This is a genomic window from Burkholderia sp. WSM2232 (genome assembly GCF_000472545.1).
In the GTDB taxonomy this organism is placed as follows: domain Bacteria; phylum Pseudomonadota; class Gammaproteobacteria; order Burkholderiales; family Burkholderiaceae; genus Paraburkholderia.
On record NZ_AWZV01000038.1, the window covers coordinates 16,009 to 38,649 of the forward strand.

Genomic DNA, 22,641 nt, shown 5'->3' on the forward strand with positions numbered 1-22,641 from the left:
GCTGAAGGGGCGCTCAGCTTACACGGTACTCACGCAAGTGCGCTGCGTCCGCAATGCACTTAGCACGGCGTCCACGACCCGCTCGACGCCGGGCCAGTTTTTTTCGTGTTGGCCTTCGATATAGACCTCCGGTGACACGCTCTTGTAGTGTTCCGGGTAGCCCCAGATCGCATCGTGAACCGTTGGCCTCGTGATGCTGCCGCCGAGCACTGCGACCGTTGGCCGGTGGAACGCAGCAGCCACATGCATCAGCATCGAGGAGTTTGTCAGGACGGCATTTGCATTTTCGGCGAGCGCAAAGACCGTTCGCATCGGCACGTCGCCGGTGACCGAACGCACTGGGACATTGGGTCCCGCGGCGACGATCGCTTCATTGGCGCGCGCCTTGTCGGCCTCGCTACCAACTATAAGAATCTCGCAGCGGTCGCCGGACCGTTGCAATGTGGACGCAATCTGCGAGAGCGCTGCCCCAAACTGCCGGGGATCCCAAGCCTTGGTGGGAACACCCGCTCCGACGCCGACCAGCACTCGCCATGTCGAGCCCGCTTCCGGGGAGTGATTTGTCCAGATCCTCTTGGCGCTTGCTCGTTCGGCTGCCGTGAGGAAAAGCTGAGGTCGAGCGTCGGGCAGCTCCGTTGCGCCGAGCAGCTCAGCTTGCGCGAGCGCGGCGCGGCCGGATTGGCGGCGCGCAAAGTCAATGTAAGCGTGACACCCGCTGTGGCCGCCGCGATAGCCGCGCACGCCGATGCGATATCGCACACCAAGCCGCATCATCAGAAGCGCCCCCATATAACTGCCGAGGACGTCGATTCCGACGTCAAACCCGCCCCGCTTGCGCAGCGCGGCGACCTGCGGCGATTTCAGCAGGAAACGCACGACGTCACCGGGTGAGCGGTTCTCGACGATCTTGTTGTTCCATGGTGCGTCGATCTCGACGATTTCATCGACGAACGGATTGTTTTCCAGAATCGGACGCCCCCAACTGCCGATGCCGGCAACGATTCGGGTGGCCGGGAAGCGTTTTTTGAGCGCCTCGAAGATCGGTGTCGCACTCAGCAATTCCCCAAAATCGTTCGGTCGAAGGACAAGAATTTCACGCGGCGTACTGCGACGAGGGTCATGCCGGGACGGGGTCAAGCGGCCAATCATCCAGACCGGGAATTCAGTAAGCAAGCTTTTCCATTCCATTGCATATCCACGAGATGAGGTGAGTGCCGAGCCGCGCGCAGCGACGCACCGAGTGTGCATGGAAGGAGGTGCCCGGTCTGTGGGCCGCCATACGAAACTGGCGCGTCGCGAGCGCTCGCCGGTATGGCGCGTTCGCGAGCTCGCAGCTTTCCGTCGCCGGTGTTGAGCCCGGCGGACTTCAGTTCACGGGTTTTCTTCCTGACGCAACGTCAAGACGCGTACACCGTTTTGGGCTTGCCCTCTTGCAGCACCAGGCCGGTTCGCGGCTTTCCCCAATGCAGCACCTGAGGAGGCTCGTGCATTTCGCGTCCGATGCCGTGTCCGCAATACTTCTCTTACGACGTGGCGCCCGACTGGGCGAAGAACGCTGCCTCCCTGAGGCCAACGGCACGACAATGACCAACGCCCTCGGTTTCCCGAAGCCGCGCAACTGCACGCAACGCATGGTCAACGATCGAAGAAAACGGCCAGGGCTGGTCATCTTGCCTCGATGCCAAACTTCCTCGTGCCGCGACTCAACATCGCTATCGGCGGTATCAGTGCAACGGCGTCAGGCAGAGCATCAAGCGCTCTCAGACGGTGACAACCCGAAGCAATAGCCACCTGACAAGACTCGCTGTACCGTGGCTCAGTAGCCGCCGAATCTGCGTCCCCCGAGCGGGAACGACGCGACAGCGACGTCGAGGGCTCAAACGGCCAATGACCCGCCGTCCACGAACAATTCAACGCCCGCGATATAGCTGCTCTCGCTCGACGCCAAAAAGAGCACGGCGCGCGCGACTTCATCCGGCTGGCCCAGACGCCCCAGCGGCACCAGCTGGTTCAGCATATCTTCGACCCCCGGCCGCGCATCGAGGTAGCTTCGCATCGGGCTAGTCTCGGTCCCGCCCGGCGAGACCACGTTCACGCGAATGCCTCGCTCTTTCAGGTCGGTCGTCCAGCTTCGCGCAAACGACCGCACAGCCGCCTTGCTTGCGTTGTAGAGCGACTGGCCAGGAAAGCCTTTGCTGCCAGCCACCGAGCCATTGAGGACGACAGCGCTACCCGACGAAAGCAGCGGCAAGGCCTTCTGCACAGTGAAGAGCATGCCGCGCACGTTGAGGCCGAAAAGCCTGTCGAAACCCTCCTCGTCAATAGTGCCCAGCGGACGCGGTTCCACTTCGGCAACGCCTGCATTTGCGAAGACCACGTCGAGCCTGCCCTGATCGCGCTGGATGCGCTCATACAGTCGATCAAGGTCGGCGAGGTTACTCGCGTCCCCCCGAACGCCCACGGAACCATTGCCGATTTCTTGTATTGCCTCGTCCAGTCGACTTTGCCTGCGCCCCGTAATGTAGACTCGCGCGCCTTCCTTTGCGAAAAGCCTGGCGCTCGCAAGGCCAATGCCCTCGCTGCCGCCGGTGATCGCCACAACCTTGTTCTCGAATCGCTTTGCCATATGCTCCCCTTTGTGTAAGTGGATGATTGCTCCACTTAGTATATGGAGGCATTATCCACTTATCAACAGAAATCAAGGCAAAGATGAACAGAAAGTGTTCTACGACCGACGAAGCACCGCTGCGCGCCGATGCAGCCCGGAACCGGGAACGCATTCTCGACGCGGCGGAAGCGCTATTTCTCGAACGCGGCGCCGAGGTTTCGCTTGACGATATCGCGAGGCGCGCCAACGTTGGTATCGGCACGCTCTACCGCCGTTTCCCGACGCGCGACGCGCTCCTCGCCGCGGCCAGTGATGCGCGCCTGCTGTCGCTTGCCGAAGCAAGCCGCGCACGCGATGGCAAGCTCGAACCGATCGCTTCCATACGCGCCTTCGTCAAAGAGCTCGTGAACCACGCGAACCACTATCGCGGGCTAGCTGCGTTGCTCGGAACGGTTTTGCAGGAAGGGACTCCTGGCTGCCGCGCCGGCAGGGAAGAAGGACGCCGGCTGCTCGAGCGGGCCCAAAAGGCGGGGGCGGTTCGAAAGGACGTCTCCATCGACGATCTCGTGTGTGTAGTGACGGCGATCGCTCTCGCCGTCGAGCAAGGCGGCGCAACCAGGTCGCGCGTCACCCACCTGGTTGACCTCTTCTTCGACGGCATGGGCAATACCTGAGCGCGGCACCAGCGACGTCCTGACGGTAGATCATGCTCTTCAGGCTGCCGTGCGGAGCTGAGCTGCAACGGCGCACGATGCGAGTTCATGCATGCGGTTGATAGCATGTCTGGGAGGCGCGCGAGCACGTAGCGTAGATGCGCCTCAGGATCGATGCCGTTGAGTTTTGCGGTGGCAAAGGCTGTAGACCGGGGCGGCACGTTCGCCGCCGGAGTCTGCGCCAGGGAACACATAGTTGCGGGGTCAACCGCCACCCGCGTAACGGGCGCTCGACTGGTTGATTGTCGACCTCCAACTGCCCGTCATCGCAATAGCGTGTGAGCGCTTTCCATCGTTTCAACGCATATAGGATCGCCTGACTCGTGTCCGCAGCAAGGAACCGGCGGCGCTACATTTCAGTTCCAGGTAACTGGGTACGCAGACCAGCGCTGACAGTTGCATTGTTCACTCAGGGGAGCTGGTGGCTCACGCGAGCGCAGCACACAAGCCCGCTTCACTCGATGAGCACCAGGGCCACGCGGTCCCGCATCGAAGATCAGTCGGCGGGCAGGTTCGACCGTGCTGGTTCGTTGGCCATGCCCTCGGCGAGCTTGCCCATCAGGCGCACCAGCTCATCGAGGTCCTTGCGAGACCAATCGTGGAACAGGCTTAGCGCCATAGTCTCGCGGGCGGCATCGAGGGCGTCGGTTGCCGACTTTCCTCGCGGAGTGATAATCGCCTCGCGCACGCGCTTGTCCGCCGAACCGGCGCGACGCTTGACGAGGCCGAGTTCTTCCAGTCGCGCGACCTGGCGACTGACCGTAGTGTAATCGCGGCCAACCCTCGCTGCGAGATCGACGACCCCGATCGGTCCCTTGCGCTCGACGAAGACGAGCAGAGGAAAGAGCGCACGCTCAAGCGTCAAACCCGCCAATGCCAGTAACTCCTCGTCCCTTTCCGGCCGGTTCATCACGGAGACGATTTCGAGCAGCGATGCATGCAGGGAGGGAAGCAGCGCCTTAATATGTGCATTATGCACTTTATTTGTTGACACCAGTCGAGTCCTCGTTAATATGTGCATTATACACATTGGAGGTTCGAATGAAGGATCAAAGCCTGTCGGCAGTCCTGATTTGCGGTGCCGGCGCCGCCGGCCTGACCCTCGCCATCGACCTGGCGAGACGAGGCGTGCCGTTCCGGCTGATCGACAAACTGGACCGTCCGTTCGCGGGCTCGCGCGGCAAGGGCATCCAGCCGCGATCACAAGAAGTATTCGAGGACCTCGGGGTGCTCGACCGGCTTGTTGCCGCTGGCGGCGTCTACCCGCCGCCGCGTACATATAACGATGACGGCAGTTACACCGATACGCCCTTCGAAATCGAACCGCCGACGCCGGCCGAGCCGTACCATATACCCCTCATGCTCCCGCAGTTCCTGACCGAGCGACTGCTGCGCGAGCGCCTCGCCGAGCTTGGCGGCCGCGTCGAGTTCGGCTGCGAACTGGTCGGCCTCGAGCAGGATGAGGACGGCGTCGTCGCGCGTCTTGTCAGTCGTGCCGGTGAGGAGATGATCCAGGTTCCGTATCTGGTAGCGGCCGACGGTGGACGCAGCTTCATTCGCAACGCGCTCGGCATTGACTTTCCCGGCAAAACGCTGGGAGTGCGTGCGATGGTGGCTGATGTCGATCTGGTAGGGCTGAACCGCGACGCGTGGCATCAGTTTCATGCCGGCGACATGCGGCGGTTGATGTCGGTCTGCCCGCTCGCCGGGACCGATCTATTCCAGATTCAAGCCGCAATCTCGCCGGAAGGCGAAGTGGACCTCTCCATCGACGCGCTCAACGCCATGGTGTCGGAGCGATCCGGACGCGTCGATATCCATGTTCAGTCGGTGTCGTGGGCCTCGGCGTATTCGATGAGCGCCCGCCTGGCGGACCGCTACCGCGTCCGTCGCATATTCCTGATCGGCGATGCCGCGCATGTCCACCCACCCACTGGCGGTCAGGGACTCAATACGAGCGTTCAGGATGCTTATAACCTCGGCTGGAAGCTGGCGGCGGTGCTAGGCGGCGCTCCCGATAGGCTACTCGATACATACGAGCAAGAGAGACGGCCGGTGGCGCAAGAGATGCTGGGCCTCTCAACCCGGCTGCTCGAAGCGCAGAAGCGCGGCTCTATGCGCCGCGGACGCGAAGTCCATCAGCTCGACATCGGTTATCCAGAGTCGGCGCTCACCTTCGAGCCGTCATCACGGCCCGGCATCCTGCTCGCGGGCGACCGGGCGCCGGACGCGCCGCTGCGTGGGGCGGCTGGTTGTCCCCGACGCCTGTTCGATCTGTTCGCCGGTGCGCACTGGAGCCTCATTGGCTATGAAACGACCCGCGAAATCGTAGCCCCCCGAAGCAACCTCCACATCCATCACGTCGGAGCCGGACACGAGCTTTCAGACGACGGCGGCCATCTGCGCGACGCCTATGACCTTGCACCTGGCGAGTGGGTGCTGGTTCGGCCTGATGGTTATGTCGGCGCGATCTTCCGCTCCGACGAAGCCGTTGCGCTCGAAAGCTATCTCGGGGAGGTCGGCTTGGTGTGTCGACCGAACCGTCATGGCTAAGCCGGCGACAGTATGCGCAGATGTCCGTGCCGGCAAGGTTGGGCGCCGTGAAGCCCTGCGCACCCACGGGCTGTCAAACCTGTTGCAGATGTGGTCACCGCAATATGACCGGGGACGTGAACGAGGAGGTTGCTGCGGCCAGCGTGGTGCCGGAGTATGAGGCGAAGATTGCTGCGCTCGAAAGGAACGTCGGGCAACTGACGATGAAAGTTGACCTCCTCGAAAAAACGCCGCGCCTGCATCTCGTGATGCGACAACGAGAGCTTATCGATCAAGGTGCTGCGCTCAGCCCTTCAGCGTAGCCCCGAACCGGTCTGTCCAAGCGTGTCGCTCACGAGCCGCCTGAACCACCGATGTCCGGCATCGTTGTGATGCCGCGCGTGCCAGAACTGCTGCACCGTGAGATCGGGCAGGGCGATCGGCAACGGGAACACATCGACGTTCGCGAGCCGCGCGAACAGTTCCGCGAGTTCATCCGGCACAGCGGCAACGAAATCCGATGTCGCGACGAGACTCGGCACCGCGAGCAGATAGGGGACGTCGACACCCACCTTCAGCTTCGCGCCCAGCCGCCGCAATTCTTTTTCAAGCAGTTGATTCGTCAGCGCCAGCGTGCCCGCGACGACATGCTTGCGCGCAACGAACTCATCGAGCGACATGCGGACCTTCCGCCGTCGCGTGCCGCCCTTTACGATGCCGACGAGCGAGCGCCGGAACAGCGGCTGCTGATGCAGGTTCTCGCCCATTTTGCCGAGATAGCCGACCGCGAGATCGAGCGCGCCGTCCTGCAGCGCGCCGGCGAGTTCGAGCGAAGGCAACTGGATCGGCTTCAACACGGCGTTCGGCGCCCGCTCTCGCAGCGCCGCCAGCAGACGCGGCAGCAGCACGATCACGCCCATGTCGCTGAGACACACGGAAAACGCGCGCGTGGTGGTCGCGGCATCGAAGGCCTTCGCGCTCCAGATCTCTTCCTGCACCACCGTGAGCACATGCGCGACGCCCTCGACGAGCCGCTCGCCCACAGGCGTCGGCGCCATCACGGAGCCCGCGCGCACGAACAGATCGTCCCCAAAAAGCGTACGCAGTTTTCCTAGCGCGTGGCTCACGGCGGGCTGTGTGAGCCCGAGACGGTCGGCGGCGCGCGACACGCTCCGCTCTTCGTCGAGCGCCTGCAGCACGTACAGAAAGTTCAGGTCGGGCGTCTGCATGTATGAATCGAATTCATTCCGGATATGAAAGTCATTGTATAGATTTATACAGTCAACGCGTTTAACTTCGCATCAGGCTTCACTAAAAACAGGAGACGGAAGTGCTGGATTGCGAAGTCATCATCGTGGGCGGGGGCCCCGTCGGGCTGTTTCTCGCCGCCGAACTCGGGCAGCGCGGCGTGAGCGTCGAACTGTTCGATGCGAAGCCTGGGACCAGTCGCCATCCCGCCGCCAACGCCAACAGCGCACGGACGATGGAGCACTTCCGGCGCATCGGCATTGCGTCGAAGGTGCGCTCGCTCGGCTTGCCCGCGGACTATGCGCCGGACGTCGCGTACTTCACGTCGATCGCGGGCCACGAGCTGGCGCGGCTGCATCAGCCCGCCTCGCGCGATGCCATCGAATGGGCCAAGGGGCACGCCTTCACCTGGCCGACGCCGGAGCCGCCGCATCGCTGCTCGCAGCTCTATGTGGAGCCCGTGCTCCTCGATGCGGCGCTCAAGGCCGGATGCGGCGTGCACTTCGCGTCACGCGTCCTGGACTTGTCGCAAGGCGGTGATTCGGTCACCGCCACGGTGGAACTCGATGCCACCGACACGCGTCCCGCTGCGACGCGCACCGTGACGGCGCGCTATCTGATCGGCTGCGACGGCCCGCGCAGCTTCGTGCGCAAATCGCTCGGCATTCGTCTGGAAGGCATGGCCGGTGAGAAGCGCGAGTTCATGGGCGGGCAGATGGACGCGGTCTATTTCTACGCGCCGGAGATCTATCGCCGCAGCGCGCACGCTCCCGCCTGGCAGTACTGGACCTTCAGTCCGCGGCAGCGCGCGCTCATCATCGCGGTCGATGGAGCGGGTCATTTCATCATGAATGTGCAGTTGCGCGACGGCGAAGTGGCCGACGACGACACCGTGAGCCGTCGCATCGCCGAGGCGATCGGCGCGGACATTCCGTTCGTCGTGAAGAGCAGTTCGACGTGGACGGCGGGCTTCGCTCTGGTTGCGGAGCGCTTCGTGGACCAGCGCGTCTTTCTCGCCGGCGACGCCGCGCATCTGTTTACGCCGACGGGCGGCCTCGGCTACAACACGGGCATCGACGACGCAGCGAATCTCGCGTGGAAGCTCGAAGCGATGGTGAAGGGCTTCGCGGGCGCTGCGCTCGGCGCGAGCTACGAAGCCGAGCGCCGCCCCGCTGCCTTGCGCAACACGGCGTTCGCGCGCGGTTTCGCCGACGGCATCGGGCACGTGCGCCTTCCGGCCGTCGCTTACGAAGCGGGCGCGGCAGGCGATGCGGCGCGCGCGGCCATCGGCGATTACCTCGCGTTTCATGCGACGGGCGAGTTCGTCATTCCGGGCGTGCATCTCGGCACCCGCTACGAAGCGTCGCCGCTCGTCAGGACCGAAGAGGGCGCGCCGCCGCCTGACTCCGCGAACCTCTATCTGCCGAGCGCGCGCGCCGGACATCGCGCGCCGCACGTCTGGCTCGCCGATGGCCGCTCGCTCTACGACCGCTTCGGCCAAGGTTTCACGCTGCTCTGCACGAGCGCGAGCGGCGCGTCTTTCGATCACGAAGCCGTGCAGCGCGCCGCGCGCGCGTTCGTGCAACTCGCCGTCGTGCGCATCGACGAACCCGGGGTCGCGCGGGCCTACGACGCCGCGTATGTGCTGATCCGGCCGGACCAGCACGTCGCGTGGCGCGGCAACGCGCTCGATGGCGAATTCGAGGCAGCGGCCTGGCGTACCGCCGGGCACGCGCAGCCAGAGACGGAAGCGGCGCTTGCCGCGCAATAGCCGCAGCGACGCATACGCCATAAAAAACACACTGGAGACGACAATATGCAAGCGCAATCCGTTGCACCCCGAAGTATCGCCGACGCCTCGAAGGCGTCGCCGCTACAGGTGCTCACGCTCTTACTCTGCTTTCTCGTCGTCGCGGCCGATGGCTTCGATGTCGCGTCGGTCGGCTATGTCGCGCCGCTGCTGAAGTCCGAATGGTCGCTCACGCCGGCGCAGCTCGGTCCGATCTTCGGCGCGGGCCTGTTCGGTCTCACGGTCGGCAGCTTTCTTTTCGGGCCGCTCGCGGACCGGATCGGGCGCAAGCGCGTCATCACGATCTCGCTGGTCCTGTTCGGCATCGGCAGCCTCGCATGCGCCTATGCGCCGTCGGCGGGATGGCTCGTCGCGCTGCGCTTTCTGACCGGCGCGGGACTCGGCGGCGCGATGCCCAACTCGATCACGCTCTCGTCCGAGTTCAGCCCGCCGCGCGGCCGCGCGATGCTCGTCACGCTGATGTTCTGCGGCTTCACGCTCGGTCTCGCGGGCGGCGGCGCGGTCGCGTCGCTGCTCCTGCCGGGCTTCGGATGGCAAGGCGTGTTCGTATTCGGCGGCGTGTTCCCGCTGCTGCTCGCGCCTGTCATCTGGTTGTGGCTGCCCGAGTCGATCCGTTTCATGGCGGGCAAGCCGCGCTATGCGAAGGAAGCGCGCCGCGTGATGGAGCGCCTGACCGGCGACGCCGACACGCCCTTCGAAGCCGTCGCGCCCGAAGACGCGAAGCGCGGAGACCGGCAAGAAAGCGCGGTCGGCGTGCTGTTCTCCGCGCAGTATCGCGCGGGCACGCTGCTGCTGTGGCTCGCGTTCTTCTGCACGCTCTGGGTCTACTACCAGGTGAGCAGCTGGCTGCCGACGGTCATCACGAGCGCGGGCATCGACGCATCCCACGCGGCGCGCGTCGGCGCGATGCTGCCGCTCGGCGGCACGGTCGGCTCGCTCGTCAACGCACGGCTCATGGACCGCATGAATCCGTTCTTCGTGCTGACCGGCTCGTATGCGATCGCGGCGTTCGCGATTGCGCTGATCGGCTTCGCGATCGGCGATCCGCTGCTCGTCTACATCACCGTGTTCATGGCCGGCTTCGGGCTCTCGGGCGCACAGACCGGGGCGAACGTGCTGGTCGCCGGTTTCTATACGACCTCGGCGCGCGCGACCGGCGTGAGCTGGGCGCTCGGCGTCGGGCGCATCGGCTCGATCATCGGCTCGATGACGGGCGGCGTGCTGCTCGTTGCGTTTCACTCGCTGACGACGGCGTTCGCGGTGTTCGCCGCGCCGGTCGTCATCGCCGGACTGGCGATGCTCGTGAATGGCTGGATGTATCGCGTGAGGAACGCCTCGCAGGCGTGACTGCACAACTCAGTTTCTCTGCAAAAAAGGATCAAGACATGCGGCTGGTGAATTTCATGAACGATGGACGCGCCACGCTCGGCGTGCGCGATGGCGACGACGTGCGCGTGCTCGGCAGCGAGCCGCTGGAATCCGTGCTGGCGCGCGGCGTCGATCTGGTCGAATGGGCGCGTGCGAACGCCACCGAAGAGAAGCTGCCGATGGCGGGCCTGCAACTGCTGCCGCCGCTGCAGCGTCCGCCGAAGATCCTGTGCGTGGGCCTCAACTTCGCCGATCACACGAAGGAAAGCAACTACGAGCAGCCGGCGTACCCGACGCTCTTCCTGCGCGTGAACACGAGCCTCGTCGCGCACGATCAGCCGATGATCCGGCCGGCCGTCGCCGACTCAGAAGGGCTCGACTTCGAAGGCGAGATCGCGGTCGTGCTCGGCAAAGGCGGCCGTCATATCGCGAAGGACGATGCGCTCGATTGCGTCGCGGGCTATGCGCTCTTCAACGACGGCTCGGTGCGCGAGTATCAGTTCAAGACGCCGCAATGGACCGTCGGCAAGAATTTCGACGCGACCGGCGCGTTCGGTCCGGATCTCATCACGCCCGACGAGCTTCCTGAGGGCATCAAGGGATTGCTGCTGGAAACGCGCGTGAACGGCAAGGTGGTGCAGTCCGCGAACACCGACGAGATGGTCTTCGACGTGGCCTCGCTCATCAGCATCATCAGCGAGGCGATCACGCTCGAGCCGGGCGACGTGATCGTGTCAGGCACGCCGTCGGGTATCGGCTGGGCGCGCACGCCCAGGCTCCTGATGAAGGCGGGCGACGTTTGCGAAGTGAGCGTCGAGCGCATGGGCACGCTGCGCAACGTCATCGCGGACGAGCAGCCGCGCTGAGACATGGAGGCCGACATGGCAGAACCGAGACCGTCACCGCCGCATGCGAGTGTGCATTCGATCGATCACTTCGCGCTCAACGTTCCCTCGATCGCCGATGCGGAGCGTTTCTACACCGCGTTCGGGCTCGATGTCGCGCGTGGGGACGCGGGCGAGCTCGAACTGCGCGCCGCGGATGGCCGGCGCTGGGCGCGCATTCTTCCCGCGGCGGGCAAGTCGCTCGCGTACCTGAGCTTCAACTGCTTCGACTATGATCTCGACACGCTGCGCGCTCAGACGCGTGCGGCTGGGGCAGGGTTCGTCGCGGGAGACGGCATCGGCTTCTGGTTCCACGATCCCGACGGCAATCTGATTCAGGTAAAGGCGGGACCGAAGACCAGCCCATCATCAAAGACGCCGCACGGGATCGAAGGAACGCCGGCGGACCGGCGCGGCAACTGCGCGCGATCCGCCGTGAAGCAGGTCCGTCCGAACCGGCTCTCGCACGTACTGCTGTTCTCGCCCGACGTGCCGCGCGCGCTCGACTTCTACAGCGCAGCGCTGGGCCTGCGTCTTTCCGACAGATCGCTCGACATCATCGCGTTCACGCATGCGCCGCACGGCAGCGATCATCACCTCGTCGCGTTCGCGAAGAGCAGCGCGCGCGGCTGGCATCACGCGGCGTGGGACGTGGACGACGTGAACCGCGTCGGCGAAGGGGCCGCGCAGATGGCCGCCGCCGGCTTCGCGAAAGGCTGGGGCACGGGACGCCATGTGCTCGGCTCGAACTACTTCCACTACGTCGAAGATCCCTGGGGCTCGTTCTGCGAGTACTCGGCAGACATCGACTTCATCTCGGCGGGACACACGTGGGCGGCCGGCGATTTCGCGCCGGAGGATTCGCTTTACCTGTGGGGACCGCCCGTGCCCGACAACTTCATACGCAACACCGAGGCGTGAAGCCTCTCGCATCACGACAAAACGAAAACAGGACGGAGACATGAAGCAAAAGATGATGGCGGCGGCGGGCGCGCTCGCGCTCAGCTGCGGCGCGCACGCGCAGAGCAGCGTCACGCTCTACGGGATTCTCGACACCGGCATCGAGCTCGTCACGCATGCCGGACCCACCGACAACAAGGTCGTGCGCATGCCGGGCATCACCGGTTCGGTGCCGTCCCGCTGGGGACTGCGCGGCACCGAGGATCTCGGCGGCGGGTACGTGGCGATCTTCACACTGGAGAACGGCTTCAACGTGCGCTCCGGCGACATGAATCAGGGCGGGCGGCTCTTCGGCCGTCAGGCGTGGGTTGGCGTGTCGAGCCGCTTCGGCACGCTGAGCTTCGGGCGCCAGTACACGATGAGCTACTGGGCCATCGTCGATGCCGATCAGCTCGGGCCGGATATCTACGGCGGCGTCGGCTCGATCGATTCGTACATTCCCAATGCGCGCAGCGACAACACAGTCGCGTACAAGGGCACCTTCAGCGGCGTCACGATCGGCGGAACGTATGCGTTCGGCCGCGATTCCGCCGGCACCGGCAACTCGCCCGGACAGGGCACCTGCGCCGGCGCGATTCCCGGCGACTTCAACGCATGCCGACAGTGGTCGGTGCTCCTGCGCTATGACGCGAGCGCATTCGGCGTCGCGGCATCGTACGACGAGCAGCGCGGCGGTCCGGGCGCGGCGGCCAACATTTTCAACGGCACGACGCCGATTCCCCTGACCAACAGCCGCGACAAGGACGCCCGCACGCAAATCAACGGCTATTTCAAGGTCGGCCAGCTGAAGGTGGGCGGCGGCTGGCTCGGACGGCGCGTGGAAACCCTGTCGCCGGCGCTCGCCGATGTGCGTACCGACATCTTCTATCTCACAGGCACGTACTATGTGACGCCGACCGTGGTGCTCGATGGCGGCGTCTATCGCACGATCGACACGCATCAGGACACGCGCGCGACGCTCACCGCACTGCGCGGCACCTATCTGCTCTCCAAGCGCACGGCGGTGTATCTGCAGAGCGGCTACGTGTTCAATAGCGCGAAGGCGCGCTACACGCTGAGCCAGGGCGGCCCGGGCACGACGCCGAACGCGGGCGTGAGTCAGCTCGGCGTGATGGCCGGCATACGGCATTCGTTCTGACGGCTACCACGACACAGGAGACAGTATGAATCGAACCTCGGATCGTTGGATGCGAAGCCGGGCGGCGCTGCTCGCCGTGGCGGGCATCGTGAGCGCATGTGGCGGCAACGACGACGCGCCCGATCCTGCGACGCAAACCCTCGACAATCACGTGACCATCGCGTCGGGCAAGCTGAGCGGGAATGCCGCCGATGCATCGGGCGTCGTGAGCTTCAGGGGCATACCATACGCGGCCGCGCCCGTCGGAAATCTGCGCTGGAAGGAGCCGCGGCCCGCGCCTGCGTGGAGCGATATGCGCGACGCCACGAAGTTCGGCGCGAAATGCTGGGCCGCAGCCCCCTTCGGCGGCGCGATTGCGACCGATGGCGTCAGCGAGGACTGTCTGTTCCTGAACGTCTGGAGCAGCGCGAAGACGCGCGGCGCGAAGCTTCCCGTCATGGTCTATATCCACGGCGGAGGCTTCCAGTTCGGCACGGGTTCCAGCGATTCGCTCGACGGCACCTCGCTCGCGAAGAAGGGCGTGGTCGTCGTCACGATCAACTATCGACTGGGCGTGCTCGGACATCTGTCCCGTCCCGATCTCGACGCCGAATCGGGCGGCCATAAGTCGGGCATGTACGGCATCGAGGATCAGATCGCGGCGTTGAGATGGGTGAAGACGAACATCGCGGCGTTCGGCGGCGACCCCGGCAACGTGACTGTATTCGGCGAATCGGCGGGCGCCCATGCAATCGGTCTGCTGATGGCGTCGCCACTGGCGTCGGGTCTCTTTCATAAGGCGATCGGCGAGAGCGGTGCGTTCTGGGAAAGCGAGCACGGCGAGATGAAGCCCTATGCGGATGCGCAAGCAATGGGCATCGCGCTCGGCAATCGGCTCGGCGCGACCACGCTCGATCAGTTGCGCGCGATACCCGCGCAGCAGTTGCAGAGCGCGACGAACTGGACCTTCGCGACCGATCCTGGCCTGACGAACTTCTCGCCGCTCGTCGACGGTTATGTGCTGCCTGAAAATCCTTACGTGCGTTTCATGAACGGGCGGCAGAACGACGTGCCGATTCTCGTCGGCTGGAACAGCGACGAAGCAGCTGCATTCGCCAACCGCGCGTTGCCGCATCAGACGGTACAGGCGTTCACCGATGCCGCCGCCCGCGAGTTCGGCGCGGCGAACCTTCCGGCCTTCCTGCAGGCGTATCCGGCGGGCTCGCCCGAGCAGGCGGCGAAGTCCGCGCTGGCGCTGATCGGCGATCAGGTGATCAAGTATCAGACGTGGGGCTGGGCCACGCAGCAATTGCGCACAGGGCGTTCGCCCGTGTATGTCTACCACTTCGAGCAGGCCTCGGCGTACAACCCCGTCGCGACTCACGCGACGGAGGTGCCCTATGTCTTCGGCAACCTAGCGCCCGCGAACGGCGTGGGTCCAGGCAGTCAGGATCTCACCGTGTCCGACGCGATGCAGTCCTACTGGACGAACTTCGCCCGCACCGGCGATCCAAACGCGTCCGGCCTGCCTCAGTGGCCGCGCTATGCGGGCTCGGGAAGCCAGACGATGCGCCTCGGCGCCGTCATGCAGGCGGGTGCCGAGGAGGGGACGGCGCGATATCGGTTTCTCGACAGTTTCAGGGTCGATGGGGTGATCGCAGTTAGTGCGCCTTGAGCGTGGTAGAGCGCGGCATCGGGCCAACAGCACGGTCCGGTTCCGTTCGGGGGCGTTCAACCGGCGGCAGGACGTCGGCGAGCTGATCGCCGCTGGCATCGCCGGGTGCGTCGAGAAGCCGGATTGGGCGGACGCGCTTTTCAGGCGGGCGGGGTCTACGTGCCGCGCTTGTTCTTCTATGCGAGTCCGCAGCCGGCCGCCGACGCACACGAGCGCACAAGCGCCCCAAACGCCGATATTGATGCGCAGGCGCATCTTACGCCGCGGCAGATCGATGTGCTCGAGCTGGACGTGGCCGAGGCCACGGTCAGGACACATCTCACGACGATCTTCAAGACGCTCAATGTTGGAAGCCGCGGGGAAGCGAGCGGCTACCATCACGCACGGCCAGGCTTTCGATCTGCTCGAATCATGTCGATCGACGCCGATGCCCGCGGCTCGCCTTCGCATGGAGCCTGGCGGTGCCTGGCATTACGCGCTGGATGCCGGTCGTCTTCCCGAAAAAACCGCGAACTGGCGGAGGGAAGTTCTAAGAGGGCGACTGAATAGCAAGGGGCGCAAGTAGCGGATCACGACCGGTGTTAGAGGCCCGTGGACCTGCGTCACTTTCTTAAACGCGAAGGGAGAAAGTTTCAACGTTCGCTTCAAGCGACGGCTCGCCAATAAAAAACCCCTGTCCGTCGATGTCAGGCAGAGTTTGGGCCCAGCGATACTGCTCCACAGTTTCGAGACCCGTCAGCACTACGCGTTTCCCATGATTCTGTGCCAACCGCACGAGAGACTCAATCATTCTTCGCGATTCGTCGTTGACGAGGACATGCTCCATGAGCGATCGGTCAAATTTCACTATGTCCACCGGCAACTGCTGGAGGAGAGTAAATGAATTGAAACCGGCCCCACAGCCATCGAGAGCTACGCGCGCGCCTGTACTTCGCACGGCCTGGATTGCATCGACAAGCCAGTCTAGTTGACCGGGATGAACTACGTCGGTAAGTTCTATCTCGAAGTTTGCCGGGCACACGCGAAGTGACGTAAGCATCGCCTCGATTTTGCCTGGCAGATCTTTTTGACCTAGTTCGACGGCGGACAGGTTTATGGAAAGACCGAGCGTGTTGTGGCCTGCCGCTCTCCATTGTGCAAGTGTCTGCGACGCCCGGACTAGAAGCCTGTCTGTGAAACGACCTGCAAGATGCGAATCTTCCATCACGCTCACGAAATGCATAGGCTCGAGCACGTCGCCCCGTGGATGTTGCCACCTGATCAAACATTCGAAACCGCAGAGCCTGTTGTTCTGCAAATTGACCTTCGGTTGAAGAACGAAAAAGAATTCGTCTTGCGCTAGTCCGCGCTCCACGTCTTTAAAAACAGAACAAGCAGGCATGTGCATTATCTAAACTGGTAGCATTGATTTTTACATTGTTGGCCGATACTGAGGGAGCGGCTATAGTCGCGCGCTAGTGCAATGCTCCTTGCACTTCACGAACCTGTGATTAATCTCCCCGAGCCAGGTAATCTGGTCTTATAAGGGAGTCCTGATAGTAAGTCAAGTTTAAAAAACTATTTAACTGAATCACCGCTTATTATTTAACGAGACCAAAACGTCGCGCTTTGCCGTTAGGTGAACTATCCTGGTGCAGGCCGGTTCTGGCGTGTCGAGGGGACGAGCCGGACGTCCCACGTATTGCGCCAACGGTGCATCCGTTCGCAAACGAGGGCGGCTTGGTTGCGGATCCGTCGGCATTCGTCACAATTGTTGACATTTGCCGTACGCGTGCAGTCCTAGACCCTCCGTACAATCATCTCGCGGTAAAGTAGTATCCGCCGCGCATATTCCGGACCATCACGGCATCGGGATGCGGGAGAACGATTTTTCCGGAGAACGTTTTGGGCAATTTTCAGAAACGAGATCACCGTTGTGTATCTATTCAATTGCGGTTTTTTGTCTCTGGCGCGACACAGGCGGCGCGGGAAAAAGCGACGTAAAATCCATTGAATTTTAATGGCAAAAAATATCAAGCGATTGAAAATAATGGAAGCAACAAACGACAATGAATCAAGGGCGCGAGAACGCAAGTTGCCTGGTCAAGATTGCTTGCCGGTTTAGCCACGCTGGAAGACGTATTTATCGATTTGTAGCGAATTTATGCTTGAGAAGACGTCCGGAGTGGATTGGACACTGGTTGTGTTTTCTTATTGTGCTTCTATCGCTATGCCTTGGGGTTTGTGTAACCCCTTTTTTTCACCGCCTGGATCTGCAGTTGTTCGACGTTGAATCTAAATTTGCCCACCGTGTCCTGGCAAAGAAGATCGTTGTAGTCGCAGTCGATGAACGGACAATCGACGCCATAGGTCAATGGCCATTAAGCGCGGCGACACAAGCGGATCTGATCGATCGATTGACGGACAGCAGGGTGTCCGCAGTGGGCTTCGACTTTATGCCTCGAGCCGCTGGCGACTCTGCCGGCAGTGTAGCGCTCGGCAATGCGATGAGACGGAACGGAAAGATAGTGACGAAGTTGCTACCCGCGGAATACTGCGATGATCACAAGGGAAGTTTCGCCACCAGGGGAACGTTGGCCGGTAATGCGGCGGGCCAAACGGAAGTTGATCGCGACCTCGATGGCCTTGTACGAAGCTTCCCATTGTTCGGGCAAGGCGTGTGCCCGCGTTGGCATATGTCCGCGCTTGTGGCTGCGCTGGCAGGGTTCACCGGGCCTTCGTCTGCACTGTATAGGGCCGCCTCCGCGACCAGTCGGTCTAATAGATTCAACGCCTACCTGCCGCTCGACAATGTGCCCACATACGAAAAATATTCGTACGTCGATGTTCTCCGTGGGCAGGTGCCGGAGAAGGCTCTCGAGGGCCGCATCGTACTCGTCGGCGTAACGGCCGAGGCTCTCGCGGCACATCTGGCGACACCGGCGGTTCGGAATCCCGCAATAGCTGGAGTCGAGTTCATCGCTGAGGCTGTTAATGCGTTGATGACATCTTCGCTCATCTGCATGGCTGAGCCGTGGTGGCAGGTGGTGTTCAGTGAGGCTTTTGTACTACTCGTATGTCTGGCAGTTTACGTGCGTGGTCCCCGTGGCGGCTTCGCCATTACTGTTCTTCTGGCCGTATCGGTCATAGCTGCTTCAATCGTCCTTTTGACTTTCTGGCACATCTACCTGTCGCCCTATGCAGGCCTGCTGACCTGCCTGCTGGCGTACCCGTTATGGTCCTGGCGGCGACAAGAGGCACTTTTGCGGTTTTTGTGCGTGGAAGCTGGCAAGGCAGCATGGGAACCATCGCTGGCGGATCGGCACACACCGGATGAAGTCTTTGGGGACTTCATCCAGCGCCAATTGACTGTGGCAGGGTCGCTCTTTGAACGCGCACACCGGCAGCGTATCTTCGTTTCGAAATGGGTTGATAGCCTCCCGGAAGCGACGCTCGTCACAGATGGGGACGGTTATATAATTCTTTCGAACGAGCGAGTCAAAACATTGTGTGAGGACTCCCAACTGAAACGTTTTGACTGGGAATCGGTAGAGGGCCGCCATGTCTCAGACGTGCTTTTTGAAATCACAGCATCCCATAGGGCGATAGAGTTTGCGTCTCAGGCACTTGAGCTGTTCGCGTTGTGGACATCCGGGCACGATCTCCCCGCATCCGACGAAGCGAGGTTCTCGCAAGGATTCGAAGTAACAAGTGCGCGTGGCGGACGGTCCTTGCTGATCAAGTGCGCCCATATCAAGCCGTCTGCCCAACTTCAGGCTGCATTGATCTTTCATCTGGCAGATCTGTCGTCCGTGCGCAAAGCTGAGCGCCAGCGCGATACCGCGCTTCGCTTCGTATCGCATGACATGCGCGCGCCTCAGGCGGCTATTCTCGCGCTGGTTGAGCAGATGCAGCAAGAGCCGCCGCGTTTCACCACGCGACAGTTCGCGACTTTGGTAGGTCAATACGCAACCACTGCGCTGGGCCTCGCGGACGATTTCCTCTTTCTTGCACGGGCGGAGAGCCTGCCGCTCAAGCTGACGCGCATCGACCCTGCGCTGGTGCTCGGGGATGCGGTCGACGACCTTTGGCCACAAGCGTCGTCCAGGTCCATGGCCGTTAACCTGGCAGCAGAACCCGGAACAAGTGTCATTGCCGACGTACAGCTTTTGCGCCGTGCGTTTTCGAATCTGATTGGAAACGCCATAAAATTTAGCCCGAAATTCTCCACGGTCGATGTGCGACTGGCGCAGACCGATCGGCATTTGCAAATATCGGTAACCGACCGCGGCATTGGCATACCGGCGCACAAGAGTCAAAACCTCTTTAGCGAATTCAGCAGGCTGGACGAGGGCGACCCAAGAGCTGGACACGGCTTAGGGCTTGCCTTTGTGAAAACGGTAATTGATTCACTGGGAGGCAAAATCGAAGTGAATTCGGCAATAGGACAAGGGACAACCTTCATAGTGTTTTTACCGAAAGTGGAAAGCGGGGGCGGTCACTGACTGGTGCTGTACGTTGCACACCTCGTCGAGCGTCTTCATCTGGCTAATTGCATGGGCATACCGCGTTGCACGCCCGCTCAGATAAACGATGCCGATTGCATCGGGCCGTCTATGCGGCGGCGGTGGGGTTCGCAAAAAGTTCAAACATATTTTTTGTTTCTATTCTAGTATGGCTTCCGGTGTCGACAGCGTCATATCAGCAAAAGTTACGCGATCGGGGAAGGCGCCGACTCTATTCAATCTTGAGAAAAAGTAGGCCATGTCGCTCGGAGCACATATGCGCATTCTTGTTGTGGAGGACGATTCTGTTCAGGCTGAACTCGTCTTGGTCGCGTTGAGTTCGCTCAGCCATACCGTTGTGATCGCTGATGATGGAGAGAGGGCCATTCACTTACTGCAGTCCCAGCATTTTGACGCTGTTGTGCTTGATTGGCATCTTCCTAAATTAAGCGGCATTGATGTTCTGCGCTGGATCGGTAGCCGCACATCGAGTTACGGAGTACTCTTTTTGACAAGCCGCGTGGCTGAGATGGACGTTGTGCGGGCGCTCGAGGCGGGCGCTGATGACTACCTTGTCAAACCGTTCCGTACGGAGGAACTCGCCGCGCGGGTGAACGCGTTACTACGGCGTGTGGCACGAACCGGGGGACCGGGAGAACGCATGTGCGTCGGTAGTTATGTTCTCGATCCAGTTGCACGTAGCATTACGCTGCGAAGCGCCAAAATTGAATTGACAACAAAAGAGTTCCAACTAGTGGAGACGTTGTTTGCCAACCTCGGCAAGATCATTTCCAGAGACTTGCTGGCTATGACCGCGTGGAAAAGGGAACTTAGCGTTCAATCGCGTTCGTTGGACACGCACATCTACAGAATCCGGCAAAAACTCAAGCTATGCCCGGAAAACGGACTTCGATTGTCGTCGATTTATACGCTCGGGTATCGCCTGGAATTTGTGCCCCCGGTTTCGTCTTTGCCGGCGGTTGAGAGCGAGCTTGCTGCCTTCGGACAATGCAGCCTTACCGACCAATCCGTGGCAAGCAGTGATTTTGCCGGTGCATTGTTACAAGCGGGATGACGCGTGCTCAAGTAGCGGCAGAGTCGGCGTCTGTTACTTCCTCGCAGGTCCTTTGTAGTTCAAAAAAGTTCAGATTCTTCACTTCCCATTCGTGCCAATATGGCGTGCGTTGGGCCTGGCGGGAACGTGCTGGAAACCGCTGATCAGCTTCGCCTCAAGACGGTTCGATCGTAGCTTTCTGGATGCCGATGTCGAATGCCCGGCTTATGACAGATTGCGGCGATCGCCTGAACCGGGCTGCCCCGATCGACGCCCTCGAACTCGACAACCAGGCAGCATCCCAATCGACCAAAGGATTCGACATGCTACGCACGCTGATACACGGCAACAACAAAGGCGTTCACGCAGAACTCGGTGCGCTGCTGAATCGCCCACCTTTTCATCCTCGCTTCGACGATCCAGATCGCATCGCGCAGCATCGCCGTACATACGCGCAGCTTAAAGCCATCAACGACTGGGCGGGGTCTGGTTCAGCCCTGCTAGACGACAGGGAGCGTTTCTTCAGCATGCTGTCGTTCGCGGCAACGGTCAATCCATCACTCTTTAGCGCGGCGCAATCGCATTACGGCGTCAGTCTGACGTCGGTCAAGATGCTTGGGCGACCCTCCCCAGCGCTCGACATTGTCATCGATGAGCTTGATCGACTCGACTCCGTTGCGACCATCCTGATAACCGAAATCGGCGTGGCGTGCAGTCATATGAGCGTAGAGACACGCGCGGAATACGATCCATTGAACGACGATTTTGTGATCACAACGCCACATAGAGGGGCCTGTAAGTTCATGGGCAACATCTCGCTCGATGGTTCTGCAAAGACTGCGATAGTCTACGCACAGCTTTGGGCCGGTGGACAAAAGCATGGGCTGTTTCCATTTGTTGTGCCCATCCGCGACCGCGAGCGCGTATTTGACGGCATTCACATCAAAGCGCTTCCCGGCCCAACGACGCTAGATCTCGACTACAGCGTCATGTCGTTCGACGGTGTTCGGGTGCCACGTACACACTGGCTCCAGGACAGCGCGACTCTGGATCGGGAGGGTAAATTCGACGATCCGCTCAAAGGATCCGACGCGCGCCTGGTAAGGTCGTTAGCGATCAGCACGAACGCCTCAACTGCTACGTCCGTTGCGGCGGCGTCGGCCGCGAGGGCCTGCGTGTGGACGGCCCTCCGGTATGCTTCTCACCGGAAGACTCACGCGCGGCTTGGAACCGATAGAACGCTCATAGAGTTCCGCAATCAGCAAGGTCTGCTTCTGACTGCCCTGGCTGAGGCGTATGTCGTCAGCAGCTTCGCACGCAAACTCGTTGTGCAACAGAGCGTGGAGCGCACGGCGGACGAAATTGCCACCGTGCCGTGGGCGGCTGTGAATCGCCTGGCAGCACTTACCAAGGCGATCTGCGTGTCGGGCGCGGGTGATGTGGTTCGTCATTGCCGCAATGCAAGCGGTAGTCACGGTTGCCTCGGTGTGAATCGGTACGGTAGCTACCAGGATCTCACGGATGCATACACATGGGCCGGCGGCGATAATCAACTGATACTCATTGAGATTGGACGTCAACTTGCGTCAGCCCCACTCGACTTTCCGGATGACGCGGCTATCCCTGATGTAATTGATAGCGTCAACGCGATACAGCGCCTTGCCCGTTTTGAAGAGCGTCGACAATACGAGCGCGTTACAGCCGGGCTTACCCCTGCACAGCTCGGGGATGCAGACTTTTCCACCACGTGGGAGCCTCGTCTTCCTGCCCTGCTTGACCTGGCCCGAGTGCATGGTGCCCGCCTGGCCCTCGACGGCTTGCTTTCGCACGACGCTGACGGAGCCGAAGGTGAAGCGTTGCTCGCACTCGCAAAAATTTATGCGATCAATCATTTCGGTAGCTCACTGCCTTATGCAGCGCGTGACCGGATGGCTTTCAGCGCCTACGACGTGATCATCACGCATCTCGACAAGTTGTTGGACGCGTTCGAATTGACCACGGACATGGTCCCTGTGCCAATGGCACAAGAAGACTACGTCAGCGCGTATGCCGGCGGGCTACCGATTGCCAATCTGTAGGCAGCGCTGCGCCCAACAATCCAACTTGATTAAACGGTGACGATCGTCTGTGCACTTGCAGCAGGGATCGTCGCGCTTAATCTGCTCGCTATGAGCCTGAATGTTCGAGG

General features: G+C 61.7%; 17 protein-coding genes and 2 pseudogenes. 12 read left to right on the forward strand and 7 right to left on the reverse strand.

Annotated elements, in window-relative coordinates; all coding sequences use genetic code 11:
- Positions 1-18: 18 nt before the first annotated feature.
- The 3 genes and pseudogenes from F757_RS0126940 to F757_RS0126945 form a co-directional block, all read right to left on the reverse strand.
- Positions 19-1,188, reverse strand: coding sequence for a glycosyltransferase family 9 protein (locus tag F757_RS0126940; protein WP_027214099.1), 1,170 nt, complete (start codon positions 1,186-1,188; stop codon positions 19-21).
- A gap of 221 nt (positions 1,189-1,409) precedes the next feature.
- A pseudogene (locus F757_RS36695) lies at positions 1,410-1,520 on the reverse strand (type I methionyl aminopeptidase); the annotation flags it as partial.
- 356 nt (positions 1,521-1,876) lie between these two features.
- Entirely contained in the window at positions 1,877-2,626 is a 750-nt protein-coding gene (locus tag F757_RS0126945) for an SDR family oxidoreductase (RefSeq protein ID WP_027214100.1), read from the reverse strand.
- A 26-nt stretch (positions 2,627-2,652) separates the two neighbouring features.
- On the opposite strand from F757_RS0126945, the gene F757_RS0126950 reads away from it, so the two are divergent.
- On the forward strand, positions 2,653-3,282 hold the full coding sequence (locus tag F757_RS0126950; RefSeq protein WP_442856662.1) for a TetR/AcrR family transcriptional regulator: 630 nt from the start codon (positions 2,653-2,655) through the stop codon (positions 3,280-3,282).
- Between the two features lie 39 nt (positions 3,283-3,321).
- Here the strand turns inward: F757_RS0126950 and F757_RS35460 are convergent.
- Together F757_RS35460 and F757_RS0126955 are read right to left on the reverse strand one after the other, a co-directional pair.
- Positions 3,322-3,652, reverse strand: a pseudogene (locus tag F757_RS35460) (transposase domain-containing protein); the annotation flags it as partial.
- A 165-nt stretch (positions 3,653-3,817) separates the two neighbouring features.
- Positions 3,818-4,315: a MarR family winged helix-turn-helix transcriptional regulator gene (locus tag F757_RS0126955; protein WP_027214102.1), complete on the reverse strand. Its 498-nt coding sequence runs from the start codon at positions 4,313-4,315 to the stop codon at positions 3,818-3,820.
- Positions 4,316-4,362: 47 nt separating this feature from the next.
- Here F757_RS0126955 and F757_RS0126960 point away from each other — a divergent pair, with 47 nt between their 5' ends.
- Positions 4,363-5,874 carry an FAD-dependent oxidoreductase gene (locus tag F757_RS0126960; protein ID WP_027214103.1) on the forward strand — a complete coding sequence of 504 codons (1,512 nt, stop codon included), beginning with the start codon at positions 4,363-4,365 and terminating at the stop codon, positions 5,872-5,874.
- A gap of 116 nt (positions 5,875-5,990) precedes the next feature.
- Entirely contained in the window at positions 5,991-6,176 is a 186-nt protein-coding gene (locus F757_RS35925; protein ID WP_156923744.1) for a hypothetical protein, read from the forward strand.
- Here F757_RS35925 and F757_RS0126970 read toward each other — a convergent pair.
- A complete protein-coding gene (locus tag F757_RS0126970; protein WP_027214104.1) occupies positions 6,168-7,082 on the reverse strand; it encodes a LysR family transcriptional regulator in 915 nt (304 codons plus the stop codon). The genes F757_RS35925 and F757_RS0126970 overlap by 9 nt on opposite strands.
- 101 nt (positions 7,083-7,183) lie before the next feature.
- On the opposite strand from F757_RS0126970, the gene F757_RS0126975 reads away from it, so the two are divergent.
- Genes F757_RS0126975 through F757_RS34180 form a run of 6 tightly spaced genes read left to right on the forward strand, consistent with a single transcriptional unit; the run spans position 7,184 to position 14,915 of the window.
- Positions 7,184-8,872, forward strand: a complete 1,689-nt coding sequence (locus F757_RS0126975; protein WP_027214105.1) for an FAD-dependent monooxygenase — start codon at positions 7,184-7,186, stop codon at positions 8,870-8,872.
- A gap of 45 nt (positions 8,873-8,917) precedes the next feature.
- Entirely contained in the window at positions 8,918-10,258 is a 1,341-nt protein-coding gene (locus F757_RS0126980; protein WP_027214106.1) for an MFS transporter, read from the forward strand.
- A 38-nt stretch (positions 10,259-10,296) separates the two neighbouring features.
- A complete protein-coding gene (locus F757_RS0126985) occupies positions 10,297-11,145 on the forward strand; it encodes a fumarylacetoacetate hydrolase family protein (protein WP_027214107.1) in 849 nt (282 codons plus the stop codon).
- Between the two features lie 15 nt (positions 11,146-11,160).
- Entirely contained in the window at positions 11,161-12,084 is a 924-nt protein-coding gene (locus tag F757_RS0126990; RefSeq protein WP_027214108.1) for a VOC family protein, read from the forward strand.
- Between the two features lie 40 nt (positions 12,085-12,124).
- Positions 12,125-13,261, forward strand: a complete 1,137-nt coding sequence (locus F757_RS0126995; RefSeq protein WP_027214109.1) for a porin — start codon at positions 12,125-12,127, stop codon at positions 13,259-13,261.
- A gap of 25 nt (positions 13,262-13,286) precedes the next feature.
- Entirely contained in the window at positions 13,287-14,915 is a 1,629-nt protein-coding gene (locus F757_RS34180; RefSeq protein WP_156923746.1) for a carboxylesterase/lipase family protein, read from the forward strand.
- Between the two features lie 610 nt (positions 14,916-15,525).
- On the opposite strand, the gene F757_RS34185 is transcribed toward F757_RS34180, so the two are convergent.
- The gene (locus F757_RS34185) at positions 15,526-16,296 is read right to left on the reverse strand and encodes an EAL domain-containing protein (protein WP_232221467.1); all 771 of its coding nucleotides are present in this window, start codon (positions 16,294-16,296) and stop codon (positions 15,526-15,528) included.
- A gap of 667 nt (positions 16,297-16,963) precedes the next feature.
- On the opposite strand from F757_RS34185, the gene F757_RS34190 reads away from it, so the two are divergent.
- From F757_RS34190 to F757_RS0127020, 3 genes are all read left to right on the forward strand, one after another.
- Positions 16,964-19,399: a CHASE2 domain-containing protein gene (locus tag F757_RS34190; RefSeq protein WP_084531051.1), complete on the forward strand. Its 2,436-nt coding sequence runs from the start codon at positions 16,964-16,966 to the stop codon at positions 19,397-19,399.
- Positions 19,400-19,676: 277 nt separating this feature from the next.
- Positions 19,677-20,474, forward strand: a complete 798-nt coding sequence (locus F757_RS0127015) for a response regulator transcription factor (RefSeq protein ID WP_027214110.1) — start codon at positions 19,677-19,679, stop codon at positions 20,472-20,474.
- Positions 20,475-20,662: 188 nt separating this feature from the next.
- A complete protein-coding gene (locus F757_RS0127020) occupies positions 20,663-22,531 on the forward strand; it encodes an acyl-CoA dehydrogenase family protein (protein WP_232221468.1) in 1,869 nt (622 codons plus the stop codon).
- The last annotated feature ends 110 nt before the right edge of the window (positions 22,532-22,641 follow it).

Excerpts from the sequence above, each read along its gene's own strand:
- F757_RS34190 (WP_084531051.1), top strand. The coding sequence starts at position 16,964 with ATGAATCAAGGGCGCGAGAACGCAAGTTGCCTGGTCAAGATTGCTTGC.
- F757_RS0126945 (WP_027214100.1), bottom strand. The coding sequence starts at position 2,626 with ATGGCAAAGCGATTCGAGAACAAGGTTGTGGCGATCACCGGCGGCAGC.
- F757_RS0126990 (WP_027214108.1), top strand. The coding sequence starts at position 11,161 with ATGGCAGAACCGAGACCGTCACCGCCGCATGCGAGTGTGCATTCGATC.
- F757_RS0126940 (WP_027214099.1), bottom strand. The coding sequence starts at position 1,188 with ATGGAATGGAAAAGCTTGCTTACTGAATTCCCGGTCTGGATGATTGGC.
- F757_RS34180 (WP_156923746.1), top strand. The coding sequence starts at position 13,287 with ATGAATCGAACCTCGGATCGTTGGATGCGAAGCCGGGCGGCGCTGCTC.
- F757_RS0126970 (WP_027214104.1), bottom strand. The coding sequence starts at position 7,082 with ATGCAGACGCCCGACCTGAACTTTCTGTACGTGCTGCAGGCGCTCGAC.
- F757_RS0126960 (WP_027214103.1), top strand. The coding sequence starts at position 4,363 with ATGAAGGATCAAAGCCTGTCGGCAGTCCTGATTTGCGGTGCCGGCGCC.
- F757_RS34185 (WP_232221467.1), bottom strand. The coding sequence starts at position 16,296 with ATGCCTGCTTGTTCTGTTTTTAAAGACGTGGAGCGCGGACTAGCGCAA.
- F757_RS0126985 (WP_027214107.1), top strand. The coding sequence starts at position 10,297 with ATGCGGCTGGTGAATTTCATGAACGATGGACGCGCCACGCTCGGCGTG.
- F757_RS0127020 (WP_232221468.1), top strand. The coding sequence starts at position 20,663 with ATGTCGAATGCCCGGCTTATGACAGATTGCGGCGATCGCCTGAACCGG.
- F757_RS0126980 (WP_027214106.1), top strand. The coding sequence starts at position 8,918 with ATGCAAGCGCAATCCGTTGCACCCCGAAGTATCGCCGACGCCTCGAAG.
- F757_RS0126995 (WP_027214109.1), top strand. The coding sequence starts at position 12,125 with ATGAAGCAAAAGATGATGGCGGCGGCGGGCGCGCTCGCGCTCAGCTGC.
- F757_RS0127015 (WP_027214110.1), top strand. The coding sequence starts at position 19,677 with ATGCGCATTCTTGTTGTGGAGGACGATTCTGTTCAGGCTGAACTCGTC.